The following is a 23473-nucleotide window of genomic DNA, read 5'->3' as shown; positions in this document are numbered from 1 at the left end:
GGGATTCGCCGTTCGCAGTGGTTGACCTGGGGGCGTCGTCAAGGGTGAGTCGGGACGGCCGTGCGCGGCACGCGAATCGCGCGCACGGACAGGAAAGGCCGTCGGGAAAGCCTTCCATTATAGCTTTCCATGCCAAGACGGACGGGCGGCCGGTTGCGGGCGCGCGACGCCGGTTTTCGCGTTCCGACCCCGGAGTGGTGACGGCCCGGCCGTCAGCGACACGCGTTCAGCAGGTCGTCGAGCGCGGCTTCCTCGCGCGCGAAGCGTTCGGCGAGAAAGTCGAGCAGCACGCGCACGCGCGGCGCCATGTAGCGCTTGCTGTGATAGATCGCGTGCAGCGGCGCGTCCTGGTGCCGCCACTCGGGCAGCAGCACGCGCAGCCGGCCCGCGCGGACGTCGTCGGCGATGTCCCACAGCGACTTCAGTGCAATGCCGTGGCCGCGCAGCGTCCATTCGCGCGTGAGCCCGCCGTCGTTGGTCTCGAACGCCGTCGACACGGGCACCGTGTGGATCTGCACTTCGTCGCCGCGCGTGAAGTGCCAGGTGTTCATCGGGCCGGACGCGATCGTGATCACGTTGCACGGAAAGCGGGCCAGATCGTGCGGATCGGCCGGCACGCCATGGCGCTCGACGAACGACGGCGCCGCGCACAGCACGCGCCGGTTGGTCGCGAGCCGGCGGGCGATCAGCGCGCCGTCGGGCGGCGCGGCGAAGCGGATCGCGAGGTCGATCTCGTCCTGCCACAGGTTCGACGACGAATCGGACGCCGTCAGCGAGAACGTGACGCCCGGATGCAGCGTCGTGAATTCGTGGAGCCAGTCGAGCAGCTGATGGCGGCCGAAATCGGACGTCGACGACAGCCGCACCTTGCCGCTCACGACATTGCGGCCTTCCTGCAGCATCGCGTCCGCGTCGTCGAGCGCCTGCAGCGCCTGGCGGCAGCAGTTCAGGTACAGCTTGCCTTCGTCGGTGAGCCGCAATTGCCGCGTCGAGCGTTCGAACAGCCGCGTCGCGATCTTCGCCTCGAGCTTCGCGAGCCGCGCGCTCGCGGCGGCCGGCGTGAGGTTCAGCTTGCGCCCGGCGGCGGACAGGCTGCCGAGCTCCGCCGCCTCGACGAACAGCCGGATGTCGCCCAGTCGGTCCATGCGATTTTCCAGAAATATTTGAAAATGGTTCAAATGCCACGCCAATTATCAAATATAGGCGTCTTCGGGACAATGCGCGCACATCCCGCTTTTTTGTGCGGTGCGGCACCGATCGGGCGCCGCGGCCGCCGCCTTCCGGAGAACGTCATGCCCATTCCGCTCCTGGCGCTCGCGATCAGCGCCTTCGCCATCGGCACCACCGAATTCATCATCATGGGCTTGCTGCCCGAAGTCGCGCACGACCTGGCCGTGTCGCTGCCGTCGGCCGGCCTGCTCGTCACCGGCTACGCGCTCGGCGTCGCGGTCGGCGCGCCGCTGCTCGCGGTGCTGACGAGCCGCATGCCGCGCAAGGCCGCGCTGCAGTTGCTGATGGCGATCTTCATCGTCGGCAACGTGCTGTGCGCGACCGCGTCCGGCTACGCGATGCTGATGGTCGCGCGCGTCGTCACGTCGTTCGCGCACGGTTCGTTCTTCGGCATCGGTGCGGTGGTCGCCGCGTCGCTCGTGCCGGCCGACAAGCGCGCGAGCGCGATCGCGCTGATGTTTACCGGACTTACGCTGTCGAACGTGCTCGGCGTGCCGTTCGGCACGTTCGTCGGCCAGTTGCTCGGCTGGCGCGCGTCGTTCTGGATCGTCGCCGCGCTCGGCGTGCTGGCGCTCGGCGGCGTGGCCGCGCTGGTGCCGAACCGCCACGACAGCGGGCCGGTCGGCCTCGGCCACGAAGTGCGCGTGCTGAAGGAGCCGCAGGTGTGGCTCGCGCTGCTGATGACCGTGCTCGGCTTCGGCGGCGTGTTCGTGGTGTTCACGTACATCGCGCCGATTCTCGAGACCGTGTCGGGCTACTCGCCGCGCGCGGTCGCGCTGATCCTCGTGCTGTTCGGCGCGGGGCTGACGATCGGCAATACGATCGGCGGCAAGCTCGCCGACCGCGCGCTGATGCCGTCGCTGATCGCGATCCTCGTCGCGCTGATGGCCGTGATGGCCGTGTTCGCGAAGACGAGCCACCTGCCGGTCGCGGCGGCCGTCACCGTATTCGTCTGGGGGATCGCCGCGTTCGCGACGGTGCCGCCGCTGCAGGCGCGCGTGGTCGAGAAGGCCGCGAGCGCGCCGCATCTCGCGTCGACGCTGAACATCGGCGCGTTCAACGTCGGCAATGCGGGCGGTGCGTGGCTCGGCGGCCTCGCGCTGGAACACGGCTTCGCGCTCGATGCGCTGCCGTGGGTCGCGGTCGCGGTGACGTTCGCGGCGCTGATCGTCACGTGGCTCGCGATGCGGCTCGACGCGCGCGGCCCGGCCCGCGGCGCCGCGCCGGCGGCCCAGTGAGCGTCGGCCCCGGCGCGCCGACGGCGACGCCATAGCGGCAGGAAAAGGTTCGCGAGAAACGCATTCCTCCGCGATGCTGATAACGGTGTGAAGATAACTTCGTTTGCCCGTGCCAGGCCGGGTGATAGCGTCTCGATACGCGCCAATGACCGGCGCAACCCGATTCCGATTCCGGCTTACCCCCTACGCAGGGCCGCGCGGCGGCCCGGAGGCAATGCTATGTCTTCATCCCTGGCGCTCGTGCGCGACGTGTCTTCCTTCGAGTCCGGCCATGCCGCCGACCTGCGCGCGTCCGCGTCGCTCGACGTGCTCGAGCAGGTCGTCGGCGTGAACCTCGCGCGCTTGCGCGCCGAGCGGCAACTGTCGCTCGATGCGCTCGCGCGGCTGTCCGGCGTGTCGCGCGCGATGCTCGCGCAGATCGAATCGGCGCGCAGCGTGCCGTCGATCAAGGTGCTCTGCAAGATCGCCGCGGCGCTGAAGGTGTCGGTCGCCGCGTTCCTGCGGCGCCACGCGGTGAACGGTTTCGAGCACCTGGCGGCCGAGCGCGCGTCGCGCGTCGTCAGCTCGAACGGCCGTTTCTCGGCGCGTGCGCTGTATCCGGAAGGCGAGCCGGCCGCGGCCGAATTCCACGAGCTGCGCATCGCGCCGCTGCATACGGAGCCCGGCGCGCGTCGCGCCCCCGGCACGACGGTCAACCTCGTCGTCAGCGAAGGCACGCTCGAAGTCAGCGTGCACGATCGCCGCCAGTTGCTCGCAACCGGCGACGCGATCGTGTTCGATGCCGACCAGCCGTACAGCCTGCGCAACCCGGGCGACAGCGAAGCGCGGGCGTTTCGCGTGACGGTGAGCCCCGAGGTGCCGCCGCGCTGGCTTGTGCCCGACGCGGCGCACACGGCGGCCGCCAACTGATCGCGCGGGTGCGCGCGGCGCGACTGCGCTCCCGGATTCTCGCGGGATCGCGGGCGGGTGCGTCGGCCGTTCGGACGATGCCGTTAGACAGGGTCGTCAGTAAGGTTTTACCGGTAGTGGGCTGCGCGTCGCGCGCGGCTGTTGTATGCTTGGCCCGCCGGTGACGGGGCGTTCCCGTCCGGCAATCAGTGCGTCTTCAGGGCGGGGCGAAATTCCCCACCGGCGGTAGGCTGGCGTAAGCCGGCGAGCCCGCGAGCGCCCGCGCATTCGCGCGGGGTCAGCAGATCTGGTCGAATGCCAGAGCCGACGGTCACAGTCCGGATGAGAGAAGATGTGCAGATAGTCATGTCCGTCAGGGCCGCTTCGCGCTGCGTGCGAAGCGGGTTGTCGTTCTGTCTGTTTGCAATGCCCTGAAACGTTTTTCGCCCAAATCGTATTTGCGAGGAGCGTTTCACATGTCCTTGATGTCCGTTTCGTCGGCGCCTGCCGACGCCTTTGCCGATCTCCCGTTGCTGGATTCCGAACCGGTGCCGCCGCGCATCGCCGCTGCGCTCGACGCGATGCGCGCAGGCCGCGCGGTCGTGCTGCAGGACGACCACGACCGCGAGAACGAAGCCGACCTGATCGTCGCCGCCGAGCGCATCACGCCCGAGACGATGGCGCTGTTGATCCGCGAGTGCAGCGGCATCGTCTGCCTGTGCCTGACCGACGACACGGTGCGCGCGCTCGAGCTGCCGCCGATGGTGCAGACCAACGAAAGCCGCAACGGCACCGCGTTCACCGTGTCGATCGAGGCGCGCGAAGGCGTGCATACCGGGGTGTCGGCCGCCGATCGCGTGACGACGATCCGCGCGGCGATCGCCGACGGCGCGAAGCCGCACGACATCGTGCGCCCCGGCCACGTGTTTCCGTTGCGTGCGCAACCGGGCGGCGTGCTGGCGCGCCGCGGTCATACCGAAGGCACGGTCGACCTGTCGATCCTCGCGGGCCTGAAGCCGGCCGGCGTACTGTGCGAGCTGATGAATCCGGACGGCACGATGACGCGCGGCGACGATGTCGAGCGCTTCGCGCAGCGGCACGGGCTGCCGATGCTGACGATCGCGGAACTCGTCGAGTTCCGCGAGTCGCTGGCCGCGGCGCGCGAACGCTGCTGCGAGCCGGCCTGAGCGAAGGAAGGCGGGCGCGTACGCGCGCCCGCGGCATGGCCGGATCGACCCGGTCCGGCCCGAATGACGATCAGGACTGCACGTCGCCGAATTCGCCGCGCATGCCGGCTTCGACGAGCGCCGGCAGTTCGTCCATCCGGCGCATGATCCGCGTGATGCCCATCGCGCGCAGCGCGTCCGCGTAGTTGTCGGGGATGTGGCTCGCGCCGACGAACGCGATCGTCTTCATCCCGGCCGCCCGCGCGGCATTCAGCCCCGAGATGCTGTCCTCGACGACGACGCAGCGCGCCGGCTCGACGCCGAGCGTGTGCGCCGCATGCAGGTAGACGTCGGGGTAGGGCTTCGGCCGCGCGACCTGTTCGGAACTGAACACGCGCTCGCCGAAGATCTCGGTGAGCGACGCGCGCTTCAGCGAATTGCGCACGCGCACGAGCCGGCTGTTCGACACGACGGCGGCCGGCAGCGTGACCTTCAGCAATGCGTCGCGCACGCCGCTGATCGGCGCGAGCGATTGCGCGAGCGCGATTTCGATGTTGTGCTCGATGGTCTCGATGAAGTTGGCGGGCATCTCGATGCCGAAGCGGGATTCGATGCCGGTGAGGAAGCGCGACGTCTGCTGGCCGAATGCCGACTTCGCGGCGGCTTCGAAATCGAGGTTGGGGAACGTGGCGGACAGCGTGTCGAGCAGCACGCGGTCGGCGATGACTTCGCTGTCGACGAGCACGCCGTCGCAGTCGCAGATGAGGTGATCGAGCATGGTGATGAAAACGCGGGATATCGGCGACGCCGATCGATTCGCCATCATACGTGCTTTCATGCGCCTGCCGCGCGACGTGGCGGCAAATTTGCCCGATGCGGCCGTGCTACTGCGGCAACGCGTGCCCGAGTGCCGCCGGTCGTGCGGCTGCGGCGACCCGGTTGCGCGGGCCGCCGCCGTTCACGGCGTCACAGCGCGATCACGCGCCCCGTTTTCCACGACGTCATCGCGGCTTCGGCCAGCTCGAGCGCGGCGAGCCCGTCGTCGATCGTCGTCCGGACCGGCGTGCCGTCGCGCAGCGCGTCGACGAAGTGCGCGATCTCGGCCGCGTACGCGTGCCGGTAGCGTTCGAGGAAGAACGGCTCCGGCACGTCCGTCGCGATGCCGCCCGCGAGCCAGGCGCTCACCTCGGTCGGCCGCACGTTGCCGGCCTGCAGCATCCCTTGGCTGCCGAGCAGCTCGAAGCGCTGGTCGTAACCGTAGGCCGCGCGCCGCGACGTGTTGATCTGGCACAGCAACCCGCGCCGCGTGCGGATCGTCACGGCGGTCGAATCGATGTCGCCCGCGTCGTGCACGGCCGGATCGGTCAGGCAACTGCCCGTCGCGTGCAGCGTCTGCGCTTCGTCGCCGAGGATCCAGCGGAACACGTCGAAGTCGTGGATCAGCATGTCCTTGAAAATGCCGCCCGAGCTGCGAATGTAGTCGGCGGGCGGCGCGCCCGGATCGCGGCTCGTGACGACCAGCATTTCCGGCGCGCCGATCTCGCCGCGCTCGACGCGCGCCTTCAGCGCCGCGAAGGTCGGGTCGAAGCGGCGCTGAAAGCCGATCATGCAGGTCACACCGGCGCGCCGCACGACGTCCGCGCATGCACGCGAGCGTTCGACGGTGAGGTCGACCGGTTTCTCGCAGAACACCGCCTTGCCCGCGTTCGCGGCGGCGACGATGAGATCCGCGTGCGTGTCGGTGCTCGACGCGATCACGACAGCCTGCACCGACGCGTCGCCGAGCGCGCGCTCGACGTCGGCGACCTGCGCGCCGTGCGTGCGGGCGAGCGCTTCCGCCGACGGCGCGTGCCGGTCGATCACGTATGTCAGTTTCGCGCCCGGCTGGCGCGCGAGATTCGCCGCGTGGATCTTGCCGATGCGGCCCGCGCCGAACAAAGCGAATTCGATCATTCCGTTCTCCTGTGGATTGCGTTGTCTTGCCGATGCGCTCAGCGATCCGCCAGCTCGCCGCGCACGTAGTCGATGCTCGCCCGCAGCCGGTCTTCGATGTCGTCGGCTTCGGCGATCTCGCTCGCGAACGGCTCGAACGACAGCGCGCCGCGGTAGCCGCGCGCGAGCAGTTCGCGCAGTTGCCGGATGTTGCCGAGCCGGTCGGCGCCGCCGACCAGCACGCGGTGGCCGTCGCGCATCCGCTCGATCGGCAGGTCGGCTTCCTCGACGCCCGAGATGTGCACGAGGCCCGTCAGGTTCGGGAAGAAGATGTCCTCGCCGGCGAGATGATGGTGGAACGTGTCGTGCACGAGCCGGAACACCGGCTCGCCCGCCGCCGTGTAGATGCCCTTTACCGCGTCCGACTTGCGGCGCAGCGCGCATTGCTCGAAACCGAGCGGCTCGATGAAGCCGAGCAGGCCGCGGGCCGCGAGGATCGGCTTCAGCGCCTGCAGCGCCGTCACGAGATCCGCGTGGCGGGCGTCCGCGCTGCGCGTGTCGGCGCGGCTGTTGGTCGGGCACAGCACCAGCGCACGCGCGCCGCATTGCGCCGCGTAGTCGGCCAGCGCGGTCGCCTCGTCCGCGCGCTCGGCGTTCCACTGCTCGAAGCGCTGCAGCGCGTTGATCGTCAGGATCGTCACGCCGCCGGCCTCGGCGGTTGCGCGCACGGCGGCGGCCGGCGTGCCGTCGGCGAGCTCGACGCCGTCGAGATCGTTGCGGATCTCGATCGTGTCGACACCGAGGCGCCGGCACAGCGCGACGTAGCGGTCGAACGGCAAGCGCGGCGCGCTCATCCGGTTCAGCGAAAAGTGGCAGGCTTGCTTCATCGTTCTGTCCTTGGAGCTTGAGTGGGGCGTGGGGGCGAATCAGGTGCCGGCATGCGCGGCGAATGCTTGCCACGTGTCGCGCAGCCATTGCGCGCACGCGACGTTGTTGTCGAAGATCGAATAGCGTGCGCCGCCGCCGTAGTCGGGAAACGGGATGAACTCGCAGCTGATCTGCTCGAGTCGTGCCGGCTGCGCGGGAGCGGGAGCGTGAACCTCGGCCTGCGCTTGCGCGTGCAGCAACTGGCGCAGCGCGGCTTTCCACGGATCGAGCGACGCCGCACGCCATTCGCCGTGATAGGCGCCCGGCGCGGGTTCGACGAACGGGTACTGGATACCGCGCCCGGGCCGGCCGTCCGCGCGGCGCATCCAGCGGTTGGCGGGATTGTTCGGCGTCACGCTGCGCGCATGCGCATGCCGGACCCAGCCGCGCGCGATCCAGTCGGTGTAGATCGCGGCGGGCGACGCCGGGTCGAGCATCGCGCAGCCGCCGTCGGCCGATTCGCGCAGCCCCGACGCGTCGAGCTCGGCGCGGTTGCCGATCTTGAACAGCAGATGCGAATGATCGAGCGTGATCCGGAACGGCGCGCCGGCCTCCTCGACCAGCCGCGCGACGCGCGCCACGCGGGCGACATCCTCGCTCCACATGTCGACGTGCACTTCGAGGCTCGGCAGGCAGCCGACCGGCTCGCCCGATGCGTAGGCGCGCAGGTAGAAATCGGCGACTTCGCGGTCCGACAGCGGATGGCCGTCCGCGTGATGCGCGAACAGCTGGCAGTTGAGCACCGTGCTGCCGAAGCGCGCGCCCGCGGCGACGATCTCGGCGACATGCGCTTCGTCGCGGCCGGCGCACCAGATGCCGCCGATCACGCGAATCGGCAGCGCGTGGCGGTCGACCAGCGCGAAATACGGCGACAGGTCCTCGCCGCGTACCGGGTTCTTTTCGATGTAATCGAACACGCCGGCAGCGGCGACCCGCCGGAAGCGCTCGGCGGGCGTGGGCGGCGGCAGCCCGTCGTGTTCGAGCACGCCGTCGAGGTTCACGCCGATGAGGATCGGTTCAGCCATCGTCTCCTGTCCGTTGTCGGTTATCGATGGCTGACCAATGTACGGAGGCGCGGCGCGACCCGCATGACAAACGTTGGCGAAAAATCGCCAACGCGACGGTCGATTTTTTCGCCGCGAGCACGCGGCCCGCCGCGCGGCGCGATTCACGGCTGCAGGTACGCGCTCGTCCTCACGTTCGCCGGACAGAACACGCGGAATTCGACCGGATCGTCCGGCGGCGGCTGTTCGACGATGCCGCATGCATGCAGCACGTGCTGCAGCGCGGAAATCGCCTGTCCGTCCGGATCCTGGTCGATCGCGAGATCCATCGCGCCGGCTTCGATGAAGGCGCGATGCTGGTCGATCATCTCGTGACCGATCCACACGACGCGCCCGATCGCGCCGGCCTTGCGCAGCGCCGCTTCGATGCCGGCCGAACCGGCGCCGCTGTTGTAGATCGCGACCACGTCGTCGTGCGCCTGCAGCGCCTTCGACACCGCGCGGTAGCAGCGGTCGTCCTGGTCGAGCGTCTCGACCGGCGCGTCGTCGCAGCGCACGGCGGCGAACGCGTCGGCGAGCTGGTCGCGGCAGCCGGCCATCCGGTCGACGTGCGCGCGGTAGCCCATGCGCCCGCCCAGCAGCAGCACGCGGCCGGGGCGCGCCGCGAGGCGGCCGATGTAGTAGCCGGCCGTGCGCCCGGCGCGATAGTTGTCGATGCCGGCGAAGTGCGTGCGGTCGATGCCGCCGATGTCGGTGACCATCGTGACGACGGTCTCGCCCCGCGCGATCGCGCCGGCCAGCGCGTCGCGCACGCGGGCCGTGTCGTGCGCGGTGACGATCAGCGCCGCGCGCCGGTACGCGGGCCGTTCGATCAGCGTCGCGGCGCGCGCGTCGTCCGCGGCGGGCAGGATCGTCCGGTGCACGACCACGCGCCGGTCGAGCATCTGCAGCGAGCGCTGCAGCGCCTGCTGCAAGCGTCGGAAGAATGGCGCGTCGGTGTCCGGCAGCAGCACGTCGACGTGGATCAGCCCGTGCCGGGTGTCGGGCAGCTGCCGCGGCACGCCGAGCTGCCGCGCGGCCGCCACCACGCGTTCGCGCGCCTGCGCGGAGACGCTGCCGCGCTCGTTCAGCACGCGGTCGACGGTGGTCGTGCTGACGCCGGCGAGCGCCGCGATCTCGTCGAAGCGCGCGGTACGCTTGCGCCAGCGCGGCCCGGATTCACCTGCCATGGTCGTCTCCATCGTGAGGGTCGCCATCGATCGCGTGGCGTTGTCGGGAACGCTAAAGCGGTGGCGAAATTTCGTCAACGTTTCGATTGAGGTGGGGCGGCCGCTCGCCTAATTTCGTTCCTATGGCGAAGCGCTTGCCGCGCTTCCCCCGCACAAGAACCCCAGGAGACAGACGTGGCCCAACCCGACGACCCGGCACGCGAACCCACGGCGGCGCGCCGTCAGGCATACCGAATGATTGGCGGCGCCGGCGAGCGCGCGCACGCGGCCGGGCTCGTCAACGCCGCGTGGTACCGCTGCGCGGTGCCGCGGCCGCTGATGAAGCAGTTGATGCAGCGCGGCGATGCGCGTGCGATTCGCGACACGCTGATCTGGTACGCGGCGATTGCAATCAGCGGCGTGCTCGCGTGGCTGGCGTGGCGCGCGCACTCGGCGTGGGCGGTCCCCGCATTCTTCGTGTACGGCACGCTGTACTGCAGCCCGGCCGATTCGCGCTGGCACGAATGCGGGCACGGCACCGCGTTCCGCACGCGCTGGATGAACGACGTGCTGTACCAGGTCGCGTCGTTCCAGGTGTTCCGCTGCGCGACTGCCTGGCGCTGGAGCCATGCGCGCCATCACACCGATACGCTGATCGTCGGGCGCGATCCGGAAATCGCCGCGCCGAAGCCGACCGACTGGCTCGCGCTCGCGCTGAACGTCGTCGCGCTGAAGCACGTGGCCGGCGAACTGCGCAAGATGATCGCGGTGTCGTTCACCGGCCGGCTCGACGACGAGGAGCGCACCTACGTGCCCGAATCGGAGTGGCGGAAGGTCGTGCGCGAGTCGCGCATCCATCTCGCGATCTACGCACTCGTGACGGGCGCCGCGCTGTACTGGCACACGCTCCTGCCGCTGCTCTACATCGGGCTGCCGAGCCTCTACGGCGCGTGGCTGTACCTGTATTTCGGCCTCACGCAGCACGCGGGCATGCCGGAGAACGTGCTCGATCACCGGCGCAATTGCCGGACCGTGATGATGAATCCGGTTTTCCGCTTCCTGTACTGGAACATGAACTATCACGTCGAGCACCACATGTTCCCGATGGTGCCGTTCCATGCGTTGCCGAAGCTGCATGAAGCCGTGAAGGCCGACATGCCGCCGCCGTACCGCAGCACGCTGGCCGCGTACGCGGAGATCGTGCCGGCGCTGGTCCGGCAGACGCGCGACCCGTCCGCTTGCGTCGTGCGGCCGGTGCCCGATGCCGCGCGCGCCTAGCCGTTATCCAATATCCCGACGAAGGAGACACACACCATGACGCAATGGATCGACGCCGGCGCGCTCGACGATATCGACGATGAAGACGTCGCACGCTTCGACCGCGACGGCCGCACGTACGCGATCTACCGGATCGACGGCCACGTGTATGCGAGCGATGGCCTGTGCACGCACGAGCAGGTGCATCTCGCGGACGGGCTCGTGATGGATCACGTGATCGAATGCCCGAAGCACAACGGCCGCTTCGACGTGCGCGACGGCCGGCCGCTGTCGGCGCCCGCGTGCGAGAAGCTGCGCACGTACCGCGCGAAGATCGAAGACGGCCGCATCCTGATCGAGGTATGACGCAATGAACAGCGACCGGGTGATGGCGATCGTCGGTGCGGGCCATGCGGGCGGCCGCGCGGCGCAGGAGCTGCGCGCGTGCGGCTGGCGCGGGCGCATCGTGCTGATCGGCGCGGAGCCGCATCCGCCGTACGAGCGGCCGCCGTTGTCTAAGGGCGTGCTGACGGGCGAGCGCAGCGCGGCGCAATGCCGGTTGCGCGATGCGCAAGCCTGGGCGGCCGATCGCATCGAACGGATCGTCGCGACCGTCGAGCGCATCGAATCGCACGCACGCGAAGTGCGGGTGTCCGGCGGGCACGTGTTCGGCTACGACGCGCTGCTGCTGGCCACGGGCGGCCGTGCGCGTCGCCTGGCCGTCCCGGGCGCGGCGCTCGACGGGGTATTCGCCTTGCGCACGCTCGACGATGCGGCGGCGCTCGGCGCGCGGCTCGTTCCCGACGCGCGGATCGTGCTGATCGGCGGTGGCTTCATCGGTCTCGAAGTCGCGGCGTCGGCGCGGCAGCGCGGCTGCCGCGTGACCGTGCTCGATGCGGCGCCGCGACTGCTCGGCCGCGCGGTGCCGGCCACCATCGCGACGCGCGTGCATGCGCTGCACGACGCACGGGGCGTGGCGATTCGTCTGAACCGGACGCCGGTGGCGATCGAGCGGACCGCGGGCGGGGCGCTGGCCGTCGTGCTCGACGACGGCGACACGCTGATCGCCGACACGGTCGTGGCCGGCATCGGCATCGAACCGGCCGACGAGCTGGCGCGCGATGCGGGCCTCGCGGTCGAGCGCGGGATCGTCGTGAATGCGCAGCTCGAGACGTCGGCGCGCGGCATCTACGCGGCCGGCGACGTCGCCGTGTTTCCGAGCGCGTTATCGGGCCAGCTGGTTCGACAGGAGACCTGGCACGGCGCCGAGACGCAAGCGCACGTCGCCGCCCGCAACATGCTCGGCGCGGGCGAGCCGTATCGCGATACGCCGTGGTTCTGGTCCGATCAATACGATGCGCAGTTGCAGGTGGCTGGGGAGCCGGCGCTCGGCACGCGGTCGGTCGCGCGCGTGCTCGGCGACGATGCGGAAATCCATTTCCACTTCGACGCGCGCGCGCGGCTCGTCGCGGCGAGCGGCTTCGGCCGTGCAGCGGGATTCGTGAAGGACATGCGCGTGGCGAGAATGCTGGTCGAGCGCGGGACCGACGTGACGCCGGCGGCGGTCGCGGACGTCGACGTGAAGCTGAAATCGCTGGTGACGGCCGTGAATGACCGGTAGAACGACGCAGGGGCGTGAAGCGCGCGGCAGTGCAGGCCGCGCGCTTCGTTCAAACCGCGATCAGATCGTGGTGTGCAGGTGCAGATACAGGCCGGCCGCCGCGGCGCCGCCCAGCAGCGGGCCGACGACCGGCACCCATGCATAGCGCCAGTCGCTGTCGCGCTTGCCGGGAATCGGCAGCAGCGCATGCATGATGCGCGGCGACAGGTCGCGCGCGGGGCTCATCGCATAGCCGGTCGGGCCGCCGAGCGAGATGCCGATGCCGAGCACCAGCAGGCCGACGGGCAGCGCGTCGAGTGCGCCGAGGCCGACCTGCGGCGACGCGAGATACAGCACGCCGAGGATCAGCACGAACGTGCAGATCGCTTCGGTCAGCACGTTGTGCGTGACGCTGCGGATCGCCGGCGCCGTGCAGAACACCGCGAGCTTCAGGTCCGCATCGGCTTCCTTCGCGAAGTGCTGGCGATACGCGAGCCACACGAGCAACGCGCCGGCCATCCCGCCGAGCATCTGCGCGAGGACGTAGCCGCCGACTTTCGACCACGCGAACTTGCCCGCGAGCGCGAGGCTGATCGTGACGATCGGGTTCAGGTGCGCGCCGCTGAACGACGCGGTCACGTAGACCGCGACGAACACCGCCATCGCCCAGCCCATCACGATCACGATCAGGTCCGCGCCTTTGCCCTTGGTCTTTGCAAGCAGCACGTTTGCGACCGCGCCGTTGCCGAGCAGCACGAGGATCGCTGTGCCGATGAATTCTGCAATGTAAGGTGACATGATTGTCTCTCGTATGTCACGGCGGACTCGCGCATCGCGCGGTCCGCCGGTGTTGTTGTATGTCGTCCGGACTGATTCGGATTACTGGGCGTCGTCGGCCCATGCCTTCGCGGCGCGCACCGCACGCTGCCAGCCGGCCATGCGCTGCTCGACCTGCTCTTTCGGCATCGACGGTGCGAAGCGGCGATCGAGCTGCCACTGGTCGCGCACTTCGTCGAGGTTCTTCCAGTAGCCGATCGCGAGGCCCGCGAGGTAGGCCGCGCCGAGCGCGGTCGTCTCGGTGATCTGCGGGCGCACCGCGTCGACGCCGAGCAGGTCGGCCTGGAACTGCATCAGCAGGTCGTTCGCGCTCGCGCCGCCGTCCGCCCGCAGCTCGCCGATGCTGATGCCGGAATCGGCTTCCATCGCGGCCAGCACGTCGAGCGACTGGTACGCGATCGCATCGAGCGCCGCGCGCGCCAGATGCGCGGCGCTCGTGCCGCGCGTGACGCCGAACACCGAGCCGCGCGCCCGCGCGTTCCAGTGCGGCGCGCCGAGGCCGGCGAAGGCCGGCACGAGATACACGCCGTCGGTATGCGGCACGCTGGCGGCGAGCGCCTCGATTTCCGCGGCCGTCTTGATGAGGCCGACGCCGTCGCGCAGCCACTGCACGACCGCGCCGGCGATGAAGATGCTGCCTTCGAGCGCGTACTGCACGTCGTCGCCGATCTGCCAGGCGATCGTCGTGACGAGGTTGTTCTTCGACTCGATCGGCTTGTCGCCGGTGTTCATCATCAGGAAGCAGCCGGTGCCGTAGGTGTTCTTCACCATGCCCGACGTCGTGCACATCTGGCCGAACAGCGCCGCATGCTGGTCGCCGGCGATGCCCGCGAGCGGGATCTTCGATGCGAACACGGTGGTCTTCGTGTGGCCGTAGATTTCCGACGACGCCTTCACTTCGGGCAGCATGCTGCGCGGGATGTCGAGCAGTTCGAGCAGCTCGCTGTCCCACTCGCGCGTATGGATGTTGAACAGCATCGTGCGCGACGCGTTGGTCACGTCGGTCACGTGCAGCTCATGCTTCGTGAAGTTCCACACGAGCCAGCTGTCGACGGTGCCGAACGCGAGCTTGCCCTGGCGCGCCTTGTCGCGCGCGCCTGGCACGTTGTCGAGGATCCACCGGATCTTCGTCGCGGAGAAGTACGAGTCGATCGGCAGGCCGGTCTTCGCGCGCACCTTCGCTTCGAGGCCCTGCTTCTTCAGCGAGTCGCAGAAGTCGGCCGTGCGGCGATCCTGCCAGACGATCGCGTTGTAGACGGGCTGGCCCGTCTCGCGATCCCAGACGATCGTGGTTTCGCGCTGGTTCGTGATGCCGATCGCGGCGATCGACGTGCCGTTCAGGCCCGTGCGCGTGACGGCTTCCGCGGCGACGCCGGCTTGCGTCGACCAGATTTCCTGCGGGTCGTGCTCGACCCAGCCGGGTTGCGGGTAGATCTGTTCGAATTCCTTCTGGGCGATCGATACGATATTGCCCTGGCGATCGAACAGCATCGCGCGGGAACTCGTGGTGCCCTGGTCAAGCGCGAGGATGTACTGGTCCTGCATGTCTCTCATCTCCATCCGTGGATTGGCTTAGTTGTGATGCGCGCCGCATGTGAGCGGCGCGTCGGTGAGTCAACGTCGGTCAGGCAACTGCAACTGCATTCGGATCAGGCGTGCGGCGCATGCGCGGCGGCGAACCATGCGTCGACCGCGGCGGTCACGGCGTCGAGCGTGCCGGGCGCGACGTGCAGCCCGAGCTTCGAGCGGCGCCACAGCACGTCCTGCGCGCAGGTCGCCCATTCGGCGTCGCGCAGGTAGCGCAGTTCCGCATCGTGGATGCCCGGCGCGATTTCGGCGCCGAGATCGGCGAGCGACTTCGCGTCCGCCACCACGCGCTCCGCACGCGTGCCGTACGCCCGTGCATAGCGGCGCGCGAGCGCGGCGGGCAGCCACGGATGGCGTTTCGCGAACGCGCTGGCGAACCCGTCGAACTTCGCGTCCGCGATGTCGCCGCCCGGCAGCGCGACGCCGGCCGTCCAGGTCTTCGCGTCGCGGCCGAGCGCGCGGCACAGCATGTCGCCGGCTTCTTCCGCGAGCTTGCGGAACGTCGTGATCTTGCCGCCGAACACCGACAGCAGCGGCGCGCCCGCGCCGTCGTCGAGTTCAAGGCGATAGTCGCGCGTGACGGCCGATGCGTTCGCCGCGTTCTCGTCTTCCAGCAGCGGGCGCACGCCCGAATAGGTCCAGTGCACGTCGGCCGGCGAGATCTTGCGCTTGAAATAGCGATTGATCGAATCGCACAGGTACTGCGTCTCGTCGCGATCGATCGCGACCTTCGCCGGATCGCTCGTGTATTCGACGTCGGTCGTGCCGATCAGCGTGAAGTCGTGCTCGTACGGAATCGCGAAGATGATCCGCTTGTCCGGGTTCTGGAAGATGTACGCGTGATCGTGATCGAACAGGCGGCGCGTGATGATGTGGCTGCCCTTCACGAGCCGCACGCTGTGATGCGCGCCGCGGCCGAGCGCGCCGTGCAGCACGTCGCCGACCCACGGGCCGGCCGCGTTCGCGATCGCGCGCGCCTGCACGACGCGGATCGAACCGTCGGCCTGCTGCAGCCGCGCTTCCCATTCGTCGCCGCGGCGTTCGGCGGACACGAGCTTCGTGCGCGTCAGGATCTCGGCGCCGCGCTCCTTCGCGTCCATCGCGTTCAGCACGACGAGGCGGGCGTCGTCGACCCAGCCGTCGGAATACACGAAGCCGCGCTTGATGGAGTCGATCAGCGGCGCGCCGGCCGCATGGCGGCGCATGTCGATGCCGCGCGAGCCGGGCAGCAGCTCGCGTTTCGCGAGGTGATCGTAGAGGAACAGGCCGATGCGGATCAGCCAGGCCGGGCGCAGGTTCGGCATGTGCGGCATCACGAAGCGCAGCGGCCACATGATGTGCGGCGCCGCGCGCAGCAGCGTTTCGCGCTCCTGCAGCGCCTTGCGCACCAGTCCGAACTCGTTGTACTCGAGGTAACGCAGGCCGCCGTGAATCAGCTTCGTGCTGGACGACGACGTATGCGACGCGAGGTCGTCCTGCTCGCAGAGCATGACCGACAGGCCGCGGCCGGCCGCATCGCGCGCGATCCCCGCGCCGTTGATGCCGCCGCCGACGACGAGCAGATCGTAGCGATTCGGTTGGGTCACCTGCTGTCCTTATCGTCTGTTGAAATGGGGCGAACATGAAATGTTCGAATTCGAAATTTAACGAACGGAATCGAAAAAGTAAAGTTCGAAAAAGCGGGGCCAGTAGCGCGCGACACGATCCCGGACGATACTGGCGGAATCGACCGTTTCGCGAGGTGAATCATGCGTATTGGGATGTGGGCCGGCGTGTGCGCCGTCCTTCTGGCGGGGTGCGGCGCGGGTATGCCGCCGCTCGCCGGCAACTGGCGGGCGCCGTCGTTCGTCGACCTGCAGACGTCGTGCGGCGGCGCGGCGCGCGACTGGGGCGCGGACGCGCAGCCGGTCTACTCGACGCTGTACGACGCGTACGTGGCGAAACGGTATCGCGGGCTGACCGAAGCGAACTATTGTGCGTTCGTAAACGAACTTTCGACCCACTATGTGGCGCCTGACGCGGCGGCACGCGCCGGCTGGATCGCGTATTTCAACGGCGCGCGCGCGCAGGCCATCAGCTGGCGGGCGGCGGTCGATCCGACGCTGCGCGGCGGTTGAGGCCGACGGCGACGAACGGACAGGCGGGAGGCAGGAACGACCGCGCGGCCGATTCCGGCCGCGCGAGCAGGTTCAGGTCAGGGAACGGCGGAGCTTACGAATAGCGGTATTTGATGGATCGCAGCGCGGCGTCGCCGGTCTCGGTCACGCAGTATTTGCGCCCCGAGCCGAGCCCTTCCAGGCGGACGAGCTGTTGTTCGAGCAGGATGTCCAGTTCATCCCGATCCATGTCGCGCTGATCAGGCGCGTCCTTCACAAGCAATAGCGTGGCGAATTCATGCGGACTCAGCATCGTTTCTCTCCATGGCAATCGGACTGCCCGCGCGGCCGGCGCACCGCCGACGCGCGATACCCCGCGGGGTATGGCTTGGGGGGAAAGCTGTCTTCGCCGGCCCTGCGATTCGCACCGCCCTGGCACAGGCGGATCGGCGAACGGGCCGGGGAACTGGAGTCTAGTCGAGCGCGCAGGCAACGACAAATCGTGCCCCGTTAATTTTCCGTTTGACAGAAGGGCCCGCCACAAGCGGTTTGCGCGCGGCGCCAACTTCTTGATTTCACTTGAAGTTTCAGGTGCGGTGCAGCATCGCAACGGTCATTCCGCGACGTACACCTGGGTGCCGGCGGCCGCCACCGTATCGGCCATTTCGGGCGGCAGCGGCTTGTCGGTGAAGAGCGCATGCACCTGGCTCAGATGGCCCTGGCGCACCAGCGCCGGGCGGCCGACCTTCGAATGGTCGGTCACGAGGTAGACCGTGCGCGCATGCTGCATGATCGCCTCGGCGACGCGCACCTCGCGCGTGTCGAAATCGCGCAGCGTGCCGTCGGCTTCGATCGCCGACGTGCCGATGATCGCGTAGTCGACCTTGAACTGGCGGATGAAGTCGATCGCGAGCTCGCCGACGATGCCCTTGTCCCACGGCCGCACGATGCCGCCCGTGATCAGCACCTCGCAGTCGGGGTAGCCGCTCATCATCGACGCGACGTTCAGGTTGTTCGTGATCACGTGCAGCCCGTGATGGCGGTTCAGCGCGCGCGCGACTTCCTCGGTCGTCGTGCCGAGGTTGATGAACAGCGACGCCTGGTCGGGGATGTGCGACGCCGCGAGCGCCGCGATGCGCCGCTTCTCGTCGTGGAACATCCGCTGGCGCGCGGTGTACGACACGTTCTCCGAGCTGGTCGGCAGGCTCGCGCCGCCGTGGTAGCGGCGCAGCAGGTTCAGGTCGGCGAGCCAGTTCACGTCGCGGCGGATCGTCTGCGGCGTCACCGCGAAGTGCGCGGCGAGATCGTCGACGGTCACGAAGCCGTCGCGCTGCACCCATTCGAGCAATTCCTGCTGGCGCGCGTTGAGGGTGAGGCGGGGATCTCGGGTCATGGCTCGATGGTCGTGTCGTGAGACGGAGCGGGTATTGTAAGGGCGGCAACGGCGTTCGGCCGGCCTGCGGAACATCGCCGCGCGCGATTCATGTAGAAAACGCATGGATTCATTTGACAAATGAATTTGTGCGATCGCGCGGATCGCGCTGCAATGGCGGATTGCCCGTTCACGCGGGGCACGTTCATTCAGCTTTCGACGAGGTGGTATCGATGAGTGGCTTCAACTGGCACAACCCGTATCCGACGACCCGCATTCCGGTGTTCGCGCGCAACGTCGTGTCGACGTCGCACCCGCTGGCCGCGCAGGCCGGGTTGCGGATGCTGTGGAAGGGCGGCAACGCGGTGGACGCGGCGCTGGCCGCCGCCGCCGCGATCACGGTCGTCGAGCCCGTGTCGTGCGGGCTCGGCGGCGATGCATTCGCGCTCGTGTGGGACGGCGAGCGGCTGTCCGGGCTGAACGCATCGGGCGTGGCGCCGGCCGCCTGGAACGTCGACTACTTTCGCAAGCGCCACGGCGAGGACGCGCACGGCATCGCGAACAAGCCGACGCGCGGCTGGGACACCGTCACGGTGCCGGGCGTGATCGCGGGCTGGGAAGCGCTGCACGCGAAGTTCGGTTCGCTGCCGTTCGCGGACCTGCTCGAGCCGGCGATCGAGATCGCGGAGCGCGGCTATTCGGTGCCGCCGATCGTCGCGCACAAGTGGGCGGCGGCCGTTCCCGAACTGCAGGGCCTGCCGGGCTTCGCGGACACCTTCATGCCGCGCGGCCGCGCACCGCTCGTCGGCGAACGCGTGTGCCTGCCCGGTCATGCGCAGACGCTGCGCACGCTCGCGAAGGACGGCGCCCGTGCGTTCTACGAAGGGGCGCTCGCCGAGCGTATCGCCGCGTTCGCGCGCGAAGGCGGCGGCGCGCTGACGCAAGCCGACCTGCGCGCGTACCGGCCGGAATGGGTCGAGCCGATCGGCAAGCGCTTCGGCCGCCACACGATTCACGAGATTCCGCCGAACGGGCAGGGTATCGCCGCGCTGATCGCGCTCGGCATCGCCGAGCATGCGGGCGTGACCGAATGGCCGGTCGACTCGGTCGATTCGCAGCATCTGCAGATCGAGGCGATGAAGCTTGCGTTCGCGGACGTCTATCGCTACGTCGCCGATCCGCGCGCGATGGAGGTCACGCCCGAACAGATGCTCGACGATGCGTATCTCGCCGAACGCGCGAAGCTGATCGATCGCGCGCGGGCGACGCACTTCGCCGCCGGCCGTCCGCATTCGGGCGGCACGATCTACCTGTCGGCGGCCGACGAGCGCGGGATGATGGTGAGCTTCATCCAGTCGAACTACATGGGCTTCGGTTCGGGGCTCGTCGTCCCCGGCACGGGCATTGCGCTGCAGAACCGCGGGCACGGCTTCTCGATGGACCCGGCTTCGCCGAACGTCGTCGCGGGCGGCAAGCGGCCGTTCCACACGATCATCCCGGCGTTCGTCACCGAGGAAGCCAATGGCCGCACCGAGGCGGTGATGAGCTTCGGCGTGATGGGCGGCGACATGCAGCCGCAAGGCCACCTGCAGACCATCGTGCGGATGCTCGGCTATGGCCAGCAACCGCAGGCCGCGTGTTGCGCGCCGCGCTGGAAGGTCAACCGCGACTTCACGCTCGACGTCGAGGCGACGATGAACCGCGCGACGGTCGACGCGCTGGCCGCGCGCGGCCATACGATCAAGTCGATCGACGATCCTTACATGGATTTCGGATCGGGGCAGTTCGTCTGGCGCCTCGATCCCGACGATCCGGAGCGCGGCTACGTGGCCGCGAGCGACAGCCGGCGCGACGGGCTGGCGGCCGGTTTCTGACGGATCGCTTCCAGCCTGCTTGGCAGTGTCCCGGCATGACGGGCGGCCCGACGGCCGCCCGTTTTCATTTGGCGCGGCGCCTGCCGTCGAGCACGCGCAAGCGGTTTGAAGGACTCATCTAACGCACGGCAACAGGCGCCGTGGAACTGCGCTCGTCGGGTATGGTCAGTGCTCTGGAGCACGAACATCAAAGTCCGGCTAAGATGCCAAGATGGTTCGGCCGGACCGATTCACTATAAACGCAAGTAAAACGCCGCCTGCGGATCGGCTGGCGCCTGTGCCCCAGGCATGGGCCGGCCTCCGCGCGACGACTGGGAGCGCACTACCATGGACACCAAAACGACGCATGTGATGCCGTGGCGTATCGAGGACATCGACCTGAACCGGATCGATCGTCAGCGTGCCGCCGCGAACGAGGATCTGCTGCTGCTGCTGTGCGCGTCGTCGTTCATCGAGAGCGGCTCGGATCTCTATACGAGCAATCTGAGCGAATTCTTCAATGACGATCCGGAAGTCTCCGCATGGCTCAACAATGCATGGGAGCACGAAGAATTGCAGCACGGCCGCGCGCTGAAGGCGTACATCGCGCACGTGTGGCCCGAGTTCGACTGGGATACCGCGTTCGCGAATTTCTTTGCCGAGTATTCGAAGACCTGCTCGGTCGAGGCGTTCGAAAAAACCCGCGCGCTCGAAATGGTCGCACGCTGCGTCGTCGAGACGGGCACGGCCACGCTCTATCGCGCGATCAACGAATGCTCGGACGAGCCGGTGCTGAAGGAAATCACCGACAACATCCGCACGGACGAAGTGCGTCACTACAAGCACTTCTTCAAGTTCTTCAAGAAGTACAACCAGGTCGAAGGCAACGGCCGGCTCGCGGTGCTCGGCGCGCTCGCGCGCCGCGTGATGGAAATCAAGAACGAGGACTCCGAGATCGCGCTGCGCCACGTGTTCGCGATCCGCTATCCGGATCGCGTCGGCGACAGCCAGTACAACCGCGAGCGCGCCGCGCGCATCAATTCGCTCGTCCGGCGCAACCTGTCGGCCGACATGTGCGTGAAGATGCTGCTCAAGCCGCTCGACCTGCCCGCGAAGATCCAGCCGGGCGTCCACTATCCGCTCACGAAGATCACGCGGCACGTTTTCCTGCGCTGATCGCCGCGGCACGGCCCGTCGCGCGTATGCTGGCGCATCCTCATCCGATCCGCACCGGGGCCACGCCATCATGACCGATACCCATCGCCACGCGCTCGAACAATGGACGTTCGACGCGTGGCCGCCCACCGTCGTGTCGCGGTTCGACGGCACCGCACTCGAGCGTCATGCCGACATGGCCGCATCGCTGATCGTCGCGACCGACGACGGCCAGTTGCGCACGACGCTGCTCGGCGTCGGCGAGATCTATGCACGCGATGCGCGCACGCTGCTGATCGCGCTCTGGCCGCAGTCGCGGGCGGCGCGCGCGATCGCGCAGCGGCGCACGGCCGCGTTGACGCTCGTCGCGGACGGTGCGTTCTTTCAGGCGCAACTGGAGATGGCGCCGCTCGAAGGAGACTTCGGCGGACTGGCCGGATTCGCTGCGACGATCGCGCACGGCGATGCGCAGCGGGTCGGCTATGCGCGTCTCGCGACAGGCGTCACGTTCACGCTGGAAGGGGAGCGCGCCGCGGTGCTCGCACGCTGGCAACGCCAGGTCGAGCACCTGCGGCGCGCGGCCGCGCGGCTTCAGTGACCGCGCTGGCCGCTGCGCGACGAACGGTTGCGGTTCGCGTGCGCGGCGTTGCCGTTCGCCGGGCGGGCGCCGTTGCCGCCGCCCGCCGGACGTCCGCCGCCGTTACCACCGGCGCCGGCACCGCCTTGCGTGCGCGGCTTCGCGGCCTTCTGCTGCGCGGCCTTCGGTTGCGCGTGGCCGTCGCGTTTCGCGGCCGGCTGGCCTGAGCCGCCGGCGCGCGGCTGGCGATTGCCGCCGCCGCCACCGCCACGCGGTTGCTGCTGCCCGCGGCGCTGCTGGATCGGCTCCGGCTTCGCGTTCGGATCGGGTTCGAAGCCCGCGATCACTTCCTGCGGGATCTCGCGCTTGATCAGCCGCTCGATGTCGCGCAGCAACTGCTTCTCGTCGACGCACACGAGCGACACGGCTTCGCCGGTCGCACCCGCGCGGCCCGTGCGGCCGATCCGGTGCACGTAATCCTCGGGCACGTTCGGCAGGTCGAAGTTGACGACGTGCGGCAACTGGTCGATGTCGATCCCGCGCGCGGCGATATCGGTCGCGACGAGCACCTGCAGCGTGCTGTTCTTGAACTCGGCCAGCGCGCGCGTGCGGGCCGACTGGCTCTTGTTGCCGTGGATCGCCATCGCGCTGATGCCGTCCTTCGTCAGCTGCTCGGCAAGCCGGTTCGCGCCGTGCTTGGTGCGCGTGAACACGAGCACCTGGAACCAGTTGTGTTCGCGGATCAGGTGCGTGAGCAGCTCGCGCTTGCGGTCGCGATCGACCGGGTGGATCTTCTGCGCGACGCTCTCGGCGGTCGTGTTGCGGCGCGCGACTTCGATCAGGGCGGGCGAGTCGAGCAGGCTGTCGGCGAGCGCCTTGATTTCATCGGAGAAGGTGGCCGAGAACAGCAGGTTCTGACGCTGCGGCGGCAGCTTCGCGAGCACGCGCTTGATGTCGTGGATGAAGCCCATGTCGAGCATCCGGTCGGCTTCGTCGAGCACGAGGATGTCGAGATCCGACAAGTCGATGGTCTTCTGCTGCATGTGATCGAGCAGGCGGCCCGGCGTCGCGACGACGATGTCGACGCCGCGCTTGAGCGCATCGATCTGCGGATTGATGCTGACGCCGCCGAACATCACGGTCGAGCGCAGCTTCAGGTACTTGCTGTACGCACGGACGCTTTCCTCGACCTGGGCGGCGAGTTCGCGCGTCGGCGTGAGGATCAGCGCGCGCACCGCGCGCTTCGCGCCACGGTGCTCGGCGTAGAACGTGTGCAGGCGTTGCAGGATCGGCAGCGTGAAGCCGGCGGTCTTGCCGGTGCCGGTCTGTGCGCCGGCGAGCAGGTCGCCGCCGCCGAGGACGGCCGGGATCGCCTGCTGCTGGATCGGGGTCGGCGACGTGTAGCCGAGCTCGTTGACCGCCTTGACCAGCGGTTCGGCCAGGCCGAGAGATTCGAAAGACATAGATACCACTCTTGAGTTTTATGATCGGCGATGCGTCGCGCGGCCCGCGCGGCAAACCTGCATCGCAAAACAGCCAAAAAGCA

At 68.7% G+C, this 23473-nt stretch carries 22 protein-coding genes and 1 riboswitch; of the genes, 10 read left to right on the top strand and 12 right to left on the bottom strand.

The window, feature by feature from the left end; genetic code table 11:
* Positions 1 to 212: 212 nt before the first annotated feature.
* Complete coding sequence (locus tag KU887_RS14330; protein WP_006486591.1) at positions 213 to 1145, bottom strand: LysR family transcriptional regulator; 933 nt, start codon at positions 1143 to 1145, stop codon at positions 213 to 215.
* Positions 1146 to 1292: 147 nt separating this feature from the next.
* Between KU887_RS14330 and KU887_RS14325 the strand changes: the two genes are divergently transcribed.
* The 3 genes from KU887_RS14325 to ribB all read left to right on the top strand — a co-directional run bounded on the left by KU887_RS14325 (position 1293) and on the right by ribB (position 4543).
* Positions 1293 to 2468, top strand: a complete 1176-nt coding sequence (locus tag KU887_RS14325; RefSeq protein WP_006497370.1) for an MFS transporter — start codon at positions 1293 to 1295, stop codon at positions 2466 to 2468.
* A gap of 219 nt (positions 2469 to 2687) precedes the next feature.
* Positions 2688 to 3377 (top strand): helix-turn-helix domain-containing protein, encoded by a 690-nt coding sequence (locus tag KU887_RS14320; RefSeq protein WP_006489265.1) that lies wholly within the window; start codon positions 2688 to 2690, stop codon positions 3375 to 3377.
* Between the two features lie 188 nt (positions 3378 to 3565).
* Positions 3566 to 3714: riboswitch (FMN riboswitch) on the top strand.
* Positions 3715 to 3832: 118 nt separating this feature from the next.
* On the top strand, positions 3833 to 4543 hold the full coding sequence (gene ribB, locus KU887_RS14315) for a 3,4-dihydroxy-2-butanone-4-phosphate synthase (protein WP_034201392.1): 711 nt from the start codon (positions 3833 to 3835) through the stop codon (positions 4541 to 4543).
* Between the two features lie 70 nt (positions 4544 to 4613).
* On the opposite strand, the gene KU887_RS14310 is transcribed toward ribB, so the two are convergent.
* From KU887_RS14310 to KU887_RS14290, 5 genes are all read right to left on the bottom strand, one after another.
* Positions 4614 to 5300: an HAD family phosphatase gene (locus KU887_RS14310; protein WP_034178337.1), complete on the bottom strand. Its 687-nt coding sequence runs from the start codon at positions 5298 to 5300 to the stop codon at positions 4614 to 4616.
* Between the two features lie 188 nt (positions 5301 to 5488).
* Complete coding sequence (gene iolG / locus KU887_RS14305) at positions 5489 to 6475, bottom strand: inositol 2-dehydrogenase (protein ID WP_062884333.1); 987 nt, start codon at positions 6473 to 6475, stop codon at positions 5489 to 5491.
* Positions 6476 to 6513: 38 nt separating this feature from the next.
* The gene (locus KU887_RS14300; RefSeq protein ID WP_062884334.1) at positions 6514 to 7341 is read right to left on the bottom strand and encodes a TIM barrel protein; all 828 of its coding nucleotides are present in this window, start codon (positions 7339 to 7341) and stop codon (positions 6514 to 6516) included.
* 39 nt (positions 7342 to 7380) lie between these two features.
* Complete coding sequence (locus KU887_RS14295; protein ID WP_069353148.1) at positions 7381 to 8406, bottom strand: xylose isomerase; 1026 nt, start codon at positions 8404 to 8406, stop codon at positions 7381 to 7383.
* 143 nt (positions 8407 to 8549) lie between these two features.
* Positions 8550 to 9614 (bottom strand): LacI family DNA-binding transcriptional regulator, encoded by a 1065-nt coding sequence (locus KU887_RS14290; protein WP_048987471.1) that lies wholly within the window; start codon positions 9612 to 9614, stop codon positions 8550 to 8552.
* 174 nt (positions 9615 to 9788) lie between these two features.
* On the opposite strand from KU887_RS14290, the gene KU887_RS14285 reads away from it, so the two are divergent.
* From KU887_RS14285 to KU887_RS14275, 3 genes are read left to right on the top strand one after another with little or no spacing between them, the layout of a single operon-like run.
* Positions 9789 to 10871, top strand: a complete 1083-nt coding sequence (locus KU887_RS14285; protein ID WP_258250438.1) for a fatty acid desaturase family protein — start codon at positions 9789 to 9791, stop codon at positions 10869 to 10871.
* A 36-nt stretch (positions 10872 to 10907) separates the two neighbouring features.
* Positions 10908 to 11216 carry a non-heme iron oxygenase ferredoxin subunit gene (locus tag KU887_RS14280; protein ID WP_048989294.1) on the top strand — a complete coding sequence of 103 codons (309 nt, stop codon included), beginning with the start codon at positions 10908 to 10910 and terminating at the stop codon, positions 11214 to 11216.
* 4 nt (positions 11217 to 11220) lie between these two features.
* Positions 11221 to 12471, top strand: a complete 1251-nt coding sequence (locus tag KU887_RS14275; protein ID WP_006494001.1) for an NAD(P)/FAD-dependent oxidoreductase — start codon at positions 11221 to 11223, stop codon at positions 12469 to 12471.
* A 60-nt stretch (positions 12472 to 12531) separates the two neighbouring features.
* Here KU887_RS14275 and KU887_RS14270 read toward each other — a convergent pair whose 3' ends face one another.
* The 3 genes from KU887_RS14270 to glpD all read right to left on the bottom strand — a co-directional run bounded on the left by KU887_RS14270 (position 12532) and on the right by glpD (position 16460).
* A complete protein-coding gene (locus tag KU887_RS14270) occupies positions 12532 to 13248 on the bottom strand; it encodes an MIP/aquaporin family protein (protein ID WP_006484467.1) in 717 nt (238 codons plus the stop codon).
* Between the two features lie 81 nt (positions 13249 to 13329).
* Entirely contained in the window at positions 13330 to 14832 is a 1503-nt protein-coding gene (gene glpK / locus KU887_RS14265) for a glycerol kinase GlpK (RefSeq protein ID WP_258250437.1), read from the bottom strand.
* A gap of 104 nt (positions 14833 to 14936) precedes the next feature.
* On the bottom strand, positions 14937 to 16460 hold the full coding sequence (gene glpD / locus KU887_RS14260; protein WP_124675366.1) for a glycerol-3-phosphate dehydrogenase: 1524 nt from the start codon (positions 16458 to 16460) through the stop codon (positions 14937 to 14939).
* A 162-nt stretch (positions 16461 to 16622) separates the two neighbouring features.
* Between glpD and KU887_RS14255 the strand changes: the two genes are divergently transcribed.
* Positions 16623 to 16991, top strand: a complete 369-nt coding sequence (locus KU887_RS14255; RefSeq protein ID WP_196432949.1) for a hypothetical protein — start codon at positions 16623 to 16625, stop codon at positions 16989 to 16991.
* Between the two features lie 94 nt (positions 16992 to 17085).
* Here the strand turns inward: KU887_RS14255 and KU887_RS14250 are convergent, their stop codons facing one another.
* Positions 17086 to 17283: a hypothetical protein gene (locus KU887_RS14250; protein WP_006477892.1), complete on the bottom strand. Its 198-nt coding sequence runs from the start codon at positions 17281 to 17283 to the stop codon at positions 17086 to 17088.
* A 300-nt stretch (positions 17284 to 17583) separates the two neighbouring features.
* Positions 17584 to 18363, bottom strand: a complete 780-nt coding sequence (locus KU887_RS14245) for a DeoR/GlpR family DNA-binding transcription regulator (RefSeq protein ID WP_006493999.1) — start codon at positions 18361 to 18363, stop codon at positions 17584 to 17586.
* Positions 18364 to 18575: 212 nt separating this feature from the next.
* Here KU887_RS14245 and KU887_RS14240 point away from each other — a divergent pair, with 212 nt between their 5' ends.
* The 3 genes from KU887_RS14240 to KU887_RS14230 all read left to right on the top strand — a co-directional run bounded on the left by KU887_RS14240 (position 18576) and on the right by KU887_RS14230 (position 21948).
* The gene (locus tag KU887_RS14240; protein WP_258250436.1) at positions 18576 to 20216 is read left to right on the top strand and encodes a gamma-glutamyltransferase family protein; all 1641 of its coding nucleotides are present in this window, start codon (positions 18576 to 18578) and stop codon (positions 20214 to 20216) included.
* Between the two features lie 327 nt (positions 20217 to 20543).
* Complete coding sequence (locus KU887_RS14235; RefSeq protein ID WP_006484464.1) at positions 20544 to 21371, top strand: ferritin-like domain-containing protein; 828 nt, start codon at positions 20544 to 20546, stop codon at positions 21369 to 21371.
* Between the two features lie 70 nt (positions 21372 to 21441).
* Complete coding sequence (locus KU887_RS14230) at positions 21442 to 21948, top strand: hypothetical protein (RefSeq protein WP_006484466.1); 507 nt, start codon at positions 21442 to 21444, stop codon at positions 21946 to 21948.
* On the opposite strand, the gene KU887_RS14225 is transcribed toward KU887_RS14230, so the two are convergent.
* Positions 21942 to 23390 carry a DEAD/DEAH box helicase gene (locus tag KU887_RS14225; RefSeq protein WP_034201401.1) on the bottom strand — a complete coding sequence of 483 codons (1449 nt, stop codon included), beginning with the start codon at positions 23388 to 23390 and terminating at the stop codon, positions 21942 to 21944. The genes KU887_RS14230 and KU887_RS14225 overlap by 7 nt on opposite strands.
* Positions 23391 to 23473 lie beyond the last annotated feature (83 nt).

This window comes from Burkholderia sp. EMB26 (assembly GCF_024730645.1).
GTDB lineage: Bacteria > Pseudomonadota > Gammaproteobacteria > Burkholderiales > Burkholderiaceae > Burkholderia > Burkholderia cenocepacia.
The sequence above is the reverse complement of the archived record's forward strand: the minus strand, read 5'-3'. Positions and strand labels throughout refer to the sequence as shown.

What these genes read in the sequence shown, in the direction of transcription:
- KU887_RS14255 (WP_196432949.1), top strand. Translation starts at nt 16,623, where the DNA reads ATGCGTATTGGGATGTGGGCCGGCGTGTGCGCCGTCCTTCTGGCGGGG.
- KU887_RS14225 (WP_034201401.1), bottom strand. Translation starts at nt 23,390, where the DNA reads ATGTCTTTCGAATCTCTCGGCCTGGCCGAACCGCTGGTCAAGGCGGTC.
- KU887_RS14330 (WP_006486591.1), bottom strand. Translation starts at nt 1,145, where the DNA reads ATGGACCGACTGGGCGACATCCGGCTGTTCGTCGAGGCGGCGGAGCTC.
- KU887_RS14240 (WP_258250436.1), top strand. Translation starts at nt 18,576, where the DNA reads ATGAGTGGCTTCAACTGGCACAACCCGTATCCGACGACCCGCATTCCG.
- KU887_RS14325 (WP_006497370.1), top strand. Translation starts at nt 1,293, where the DNA reads ATGCCCATTCCGCTCCTGGCGCTCGCGATCAGCGCCTTCGCCATCGGC.
- KU887_RS14310 (WP_034178337.1), bottom strand. Translation starts at nt 5,300, where the DNA reads ATGCTCGATCACCTCATCTGCGACTGCGACGGCGTGCTCGTCGACAGC.
- KU887_RS14230 (WP_006484466.1), top strand. Translation starts at nt 21,442, where the DNA reads ATGACCGATACCCATCGCCACGCGCTCGAACAATGGACGTTCGACGCG.
- KU887_RS14300 (WP_062884334.1), bottom strand. Translation starts at nt 7,341, where the DNA reads ATGAAGCAAGCCTGCCACTTTTCGCTGAACCGGATGAGCGCGCCGCGC.
- KU887_RS14250 (WP_006477892.1), bottom strand. Translation starts at nt 17,283, where the DNA reads ATGCTGAGTCCGCATGAATTCGCCACGCTATTGCTTGTGAAGGACGCG.
- KU887_RS14235 (WP_006484464.1), top strand. Translation starts at nt 20,544, where the DNA reads ATGGACACCAAAACGACGCATGTGATGCCGTGGCGTATCGAGGACATC.
- iolG (WP_062884333.1), bottom strand. Translation starts at nt 6,475, where the DNA reads ATGATCGAATTCGCTTTGTTCGGCGCGGGCCGCATCGGCAAGATCCAC.
- KU887_RS14275 (WP_006494001.1), top strand. Translation starts at nt 11,221, where the DNA reads ATGAACAGCGACCGGGTGATGGCGATCGTCGGTGCGGGCCATGCGGGC.
- KU887_RS14280 (WP_048989294.1), top strand. Translation starts at nt 10,908, where the DNA reads ATGACGCAATGGATCGACGCCGGCGCGCTCGACGATATCGACGATGAA.
- KU887_RS14290 (WP_048987471.1), bottom strand. Translation starts at nt 9,614, where the DNA reads ATGGCAGGTGAATCCGGGCCGCGCTGGCGCAAGCGTACCGCGCGCTTC.
- glpK (WP_258250437.1), bottom strand. Translation starts at nt 14,832, where the DNA reads ATGCAGGACCAGTACATCCTCGCGCTTGACCAGGGCACCACGAGTTCC.
- KU887_RS14270 (WP_006484467.1), bottom strand. Translation starts at nt 13,248, where the DNA reads ATGTCACCTTACATTGCAGAATTCATCGGCACAGCGATCCTCGTGCTG.
- KU887_RS14245 (WP_006493999.1), bottom strand. Translation starts at nt 18,363, where the DNA reads ATGACCCGAGATCCCCGCCTCACCCTCAACGCGCGCCAGCAGGAATTG.
- KU887_RS14295 (WP_069353148.1), bottom strand. Translation starts at nt 8,406, where the DNA reads ATGGCTGAACCGATCCTCATCGGCGTGAACCTCGACGGCGTGCTCGAA.
- ribB (WP_034201392.1), top strand. Translation starts at nt 3,833, where the DNA reads ATGTCCTTGATGTCCGTTTCGTCGGCGCCTGCCGACGCCTTTGCCGAT.
- KU887_RS14320 (WP_006489265.1), top strand. Translation starts at nt 2,688, where the DNA reads ATGTCTTCATCCCTGGCGCTCGTGCGCGACGTGTCTTCCTTCGAGTCC.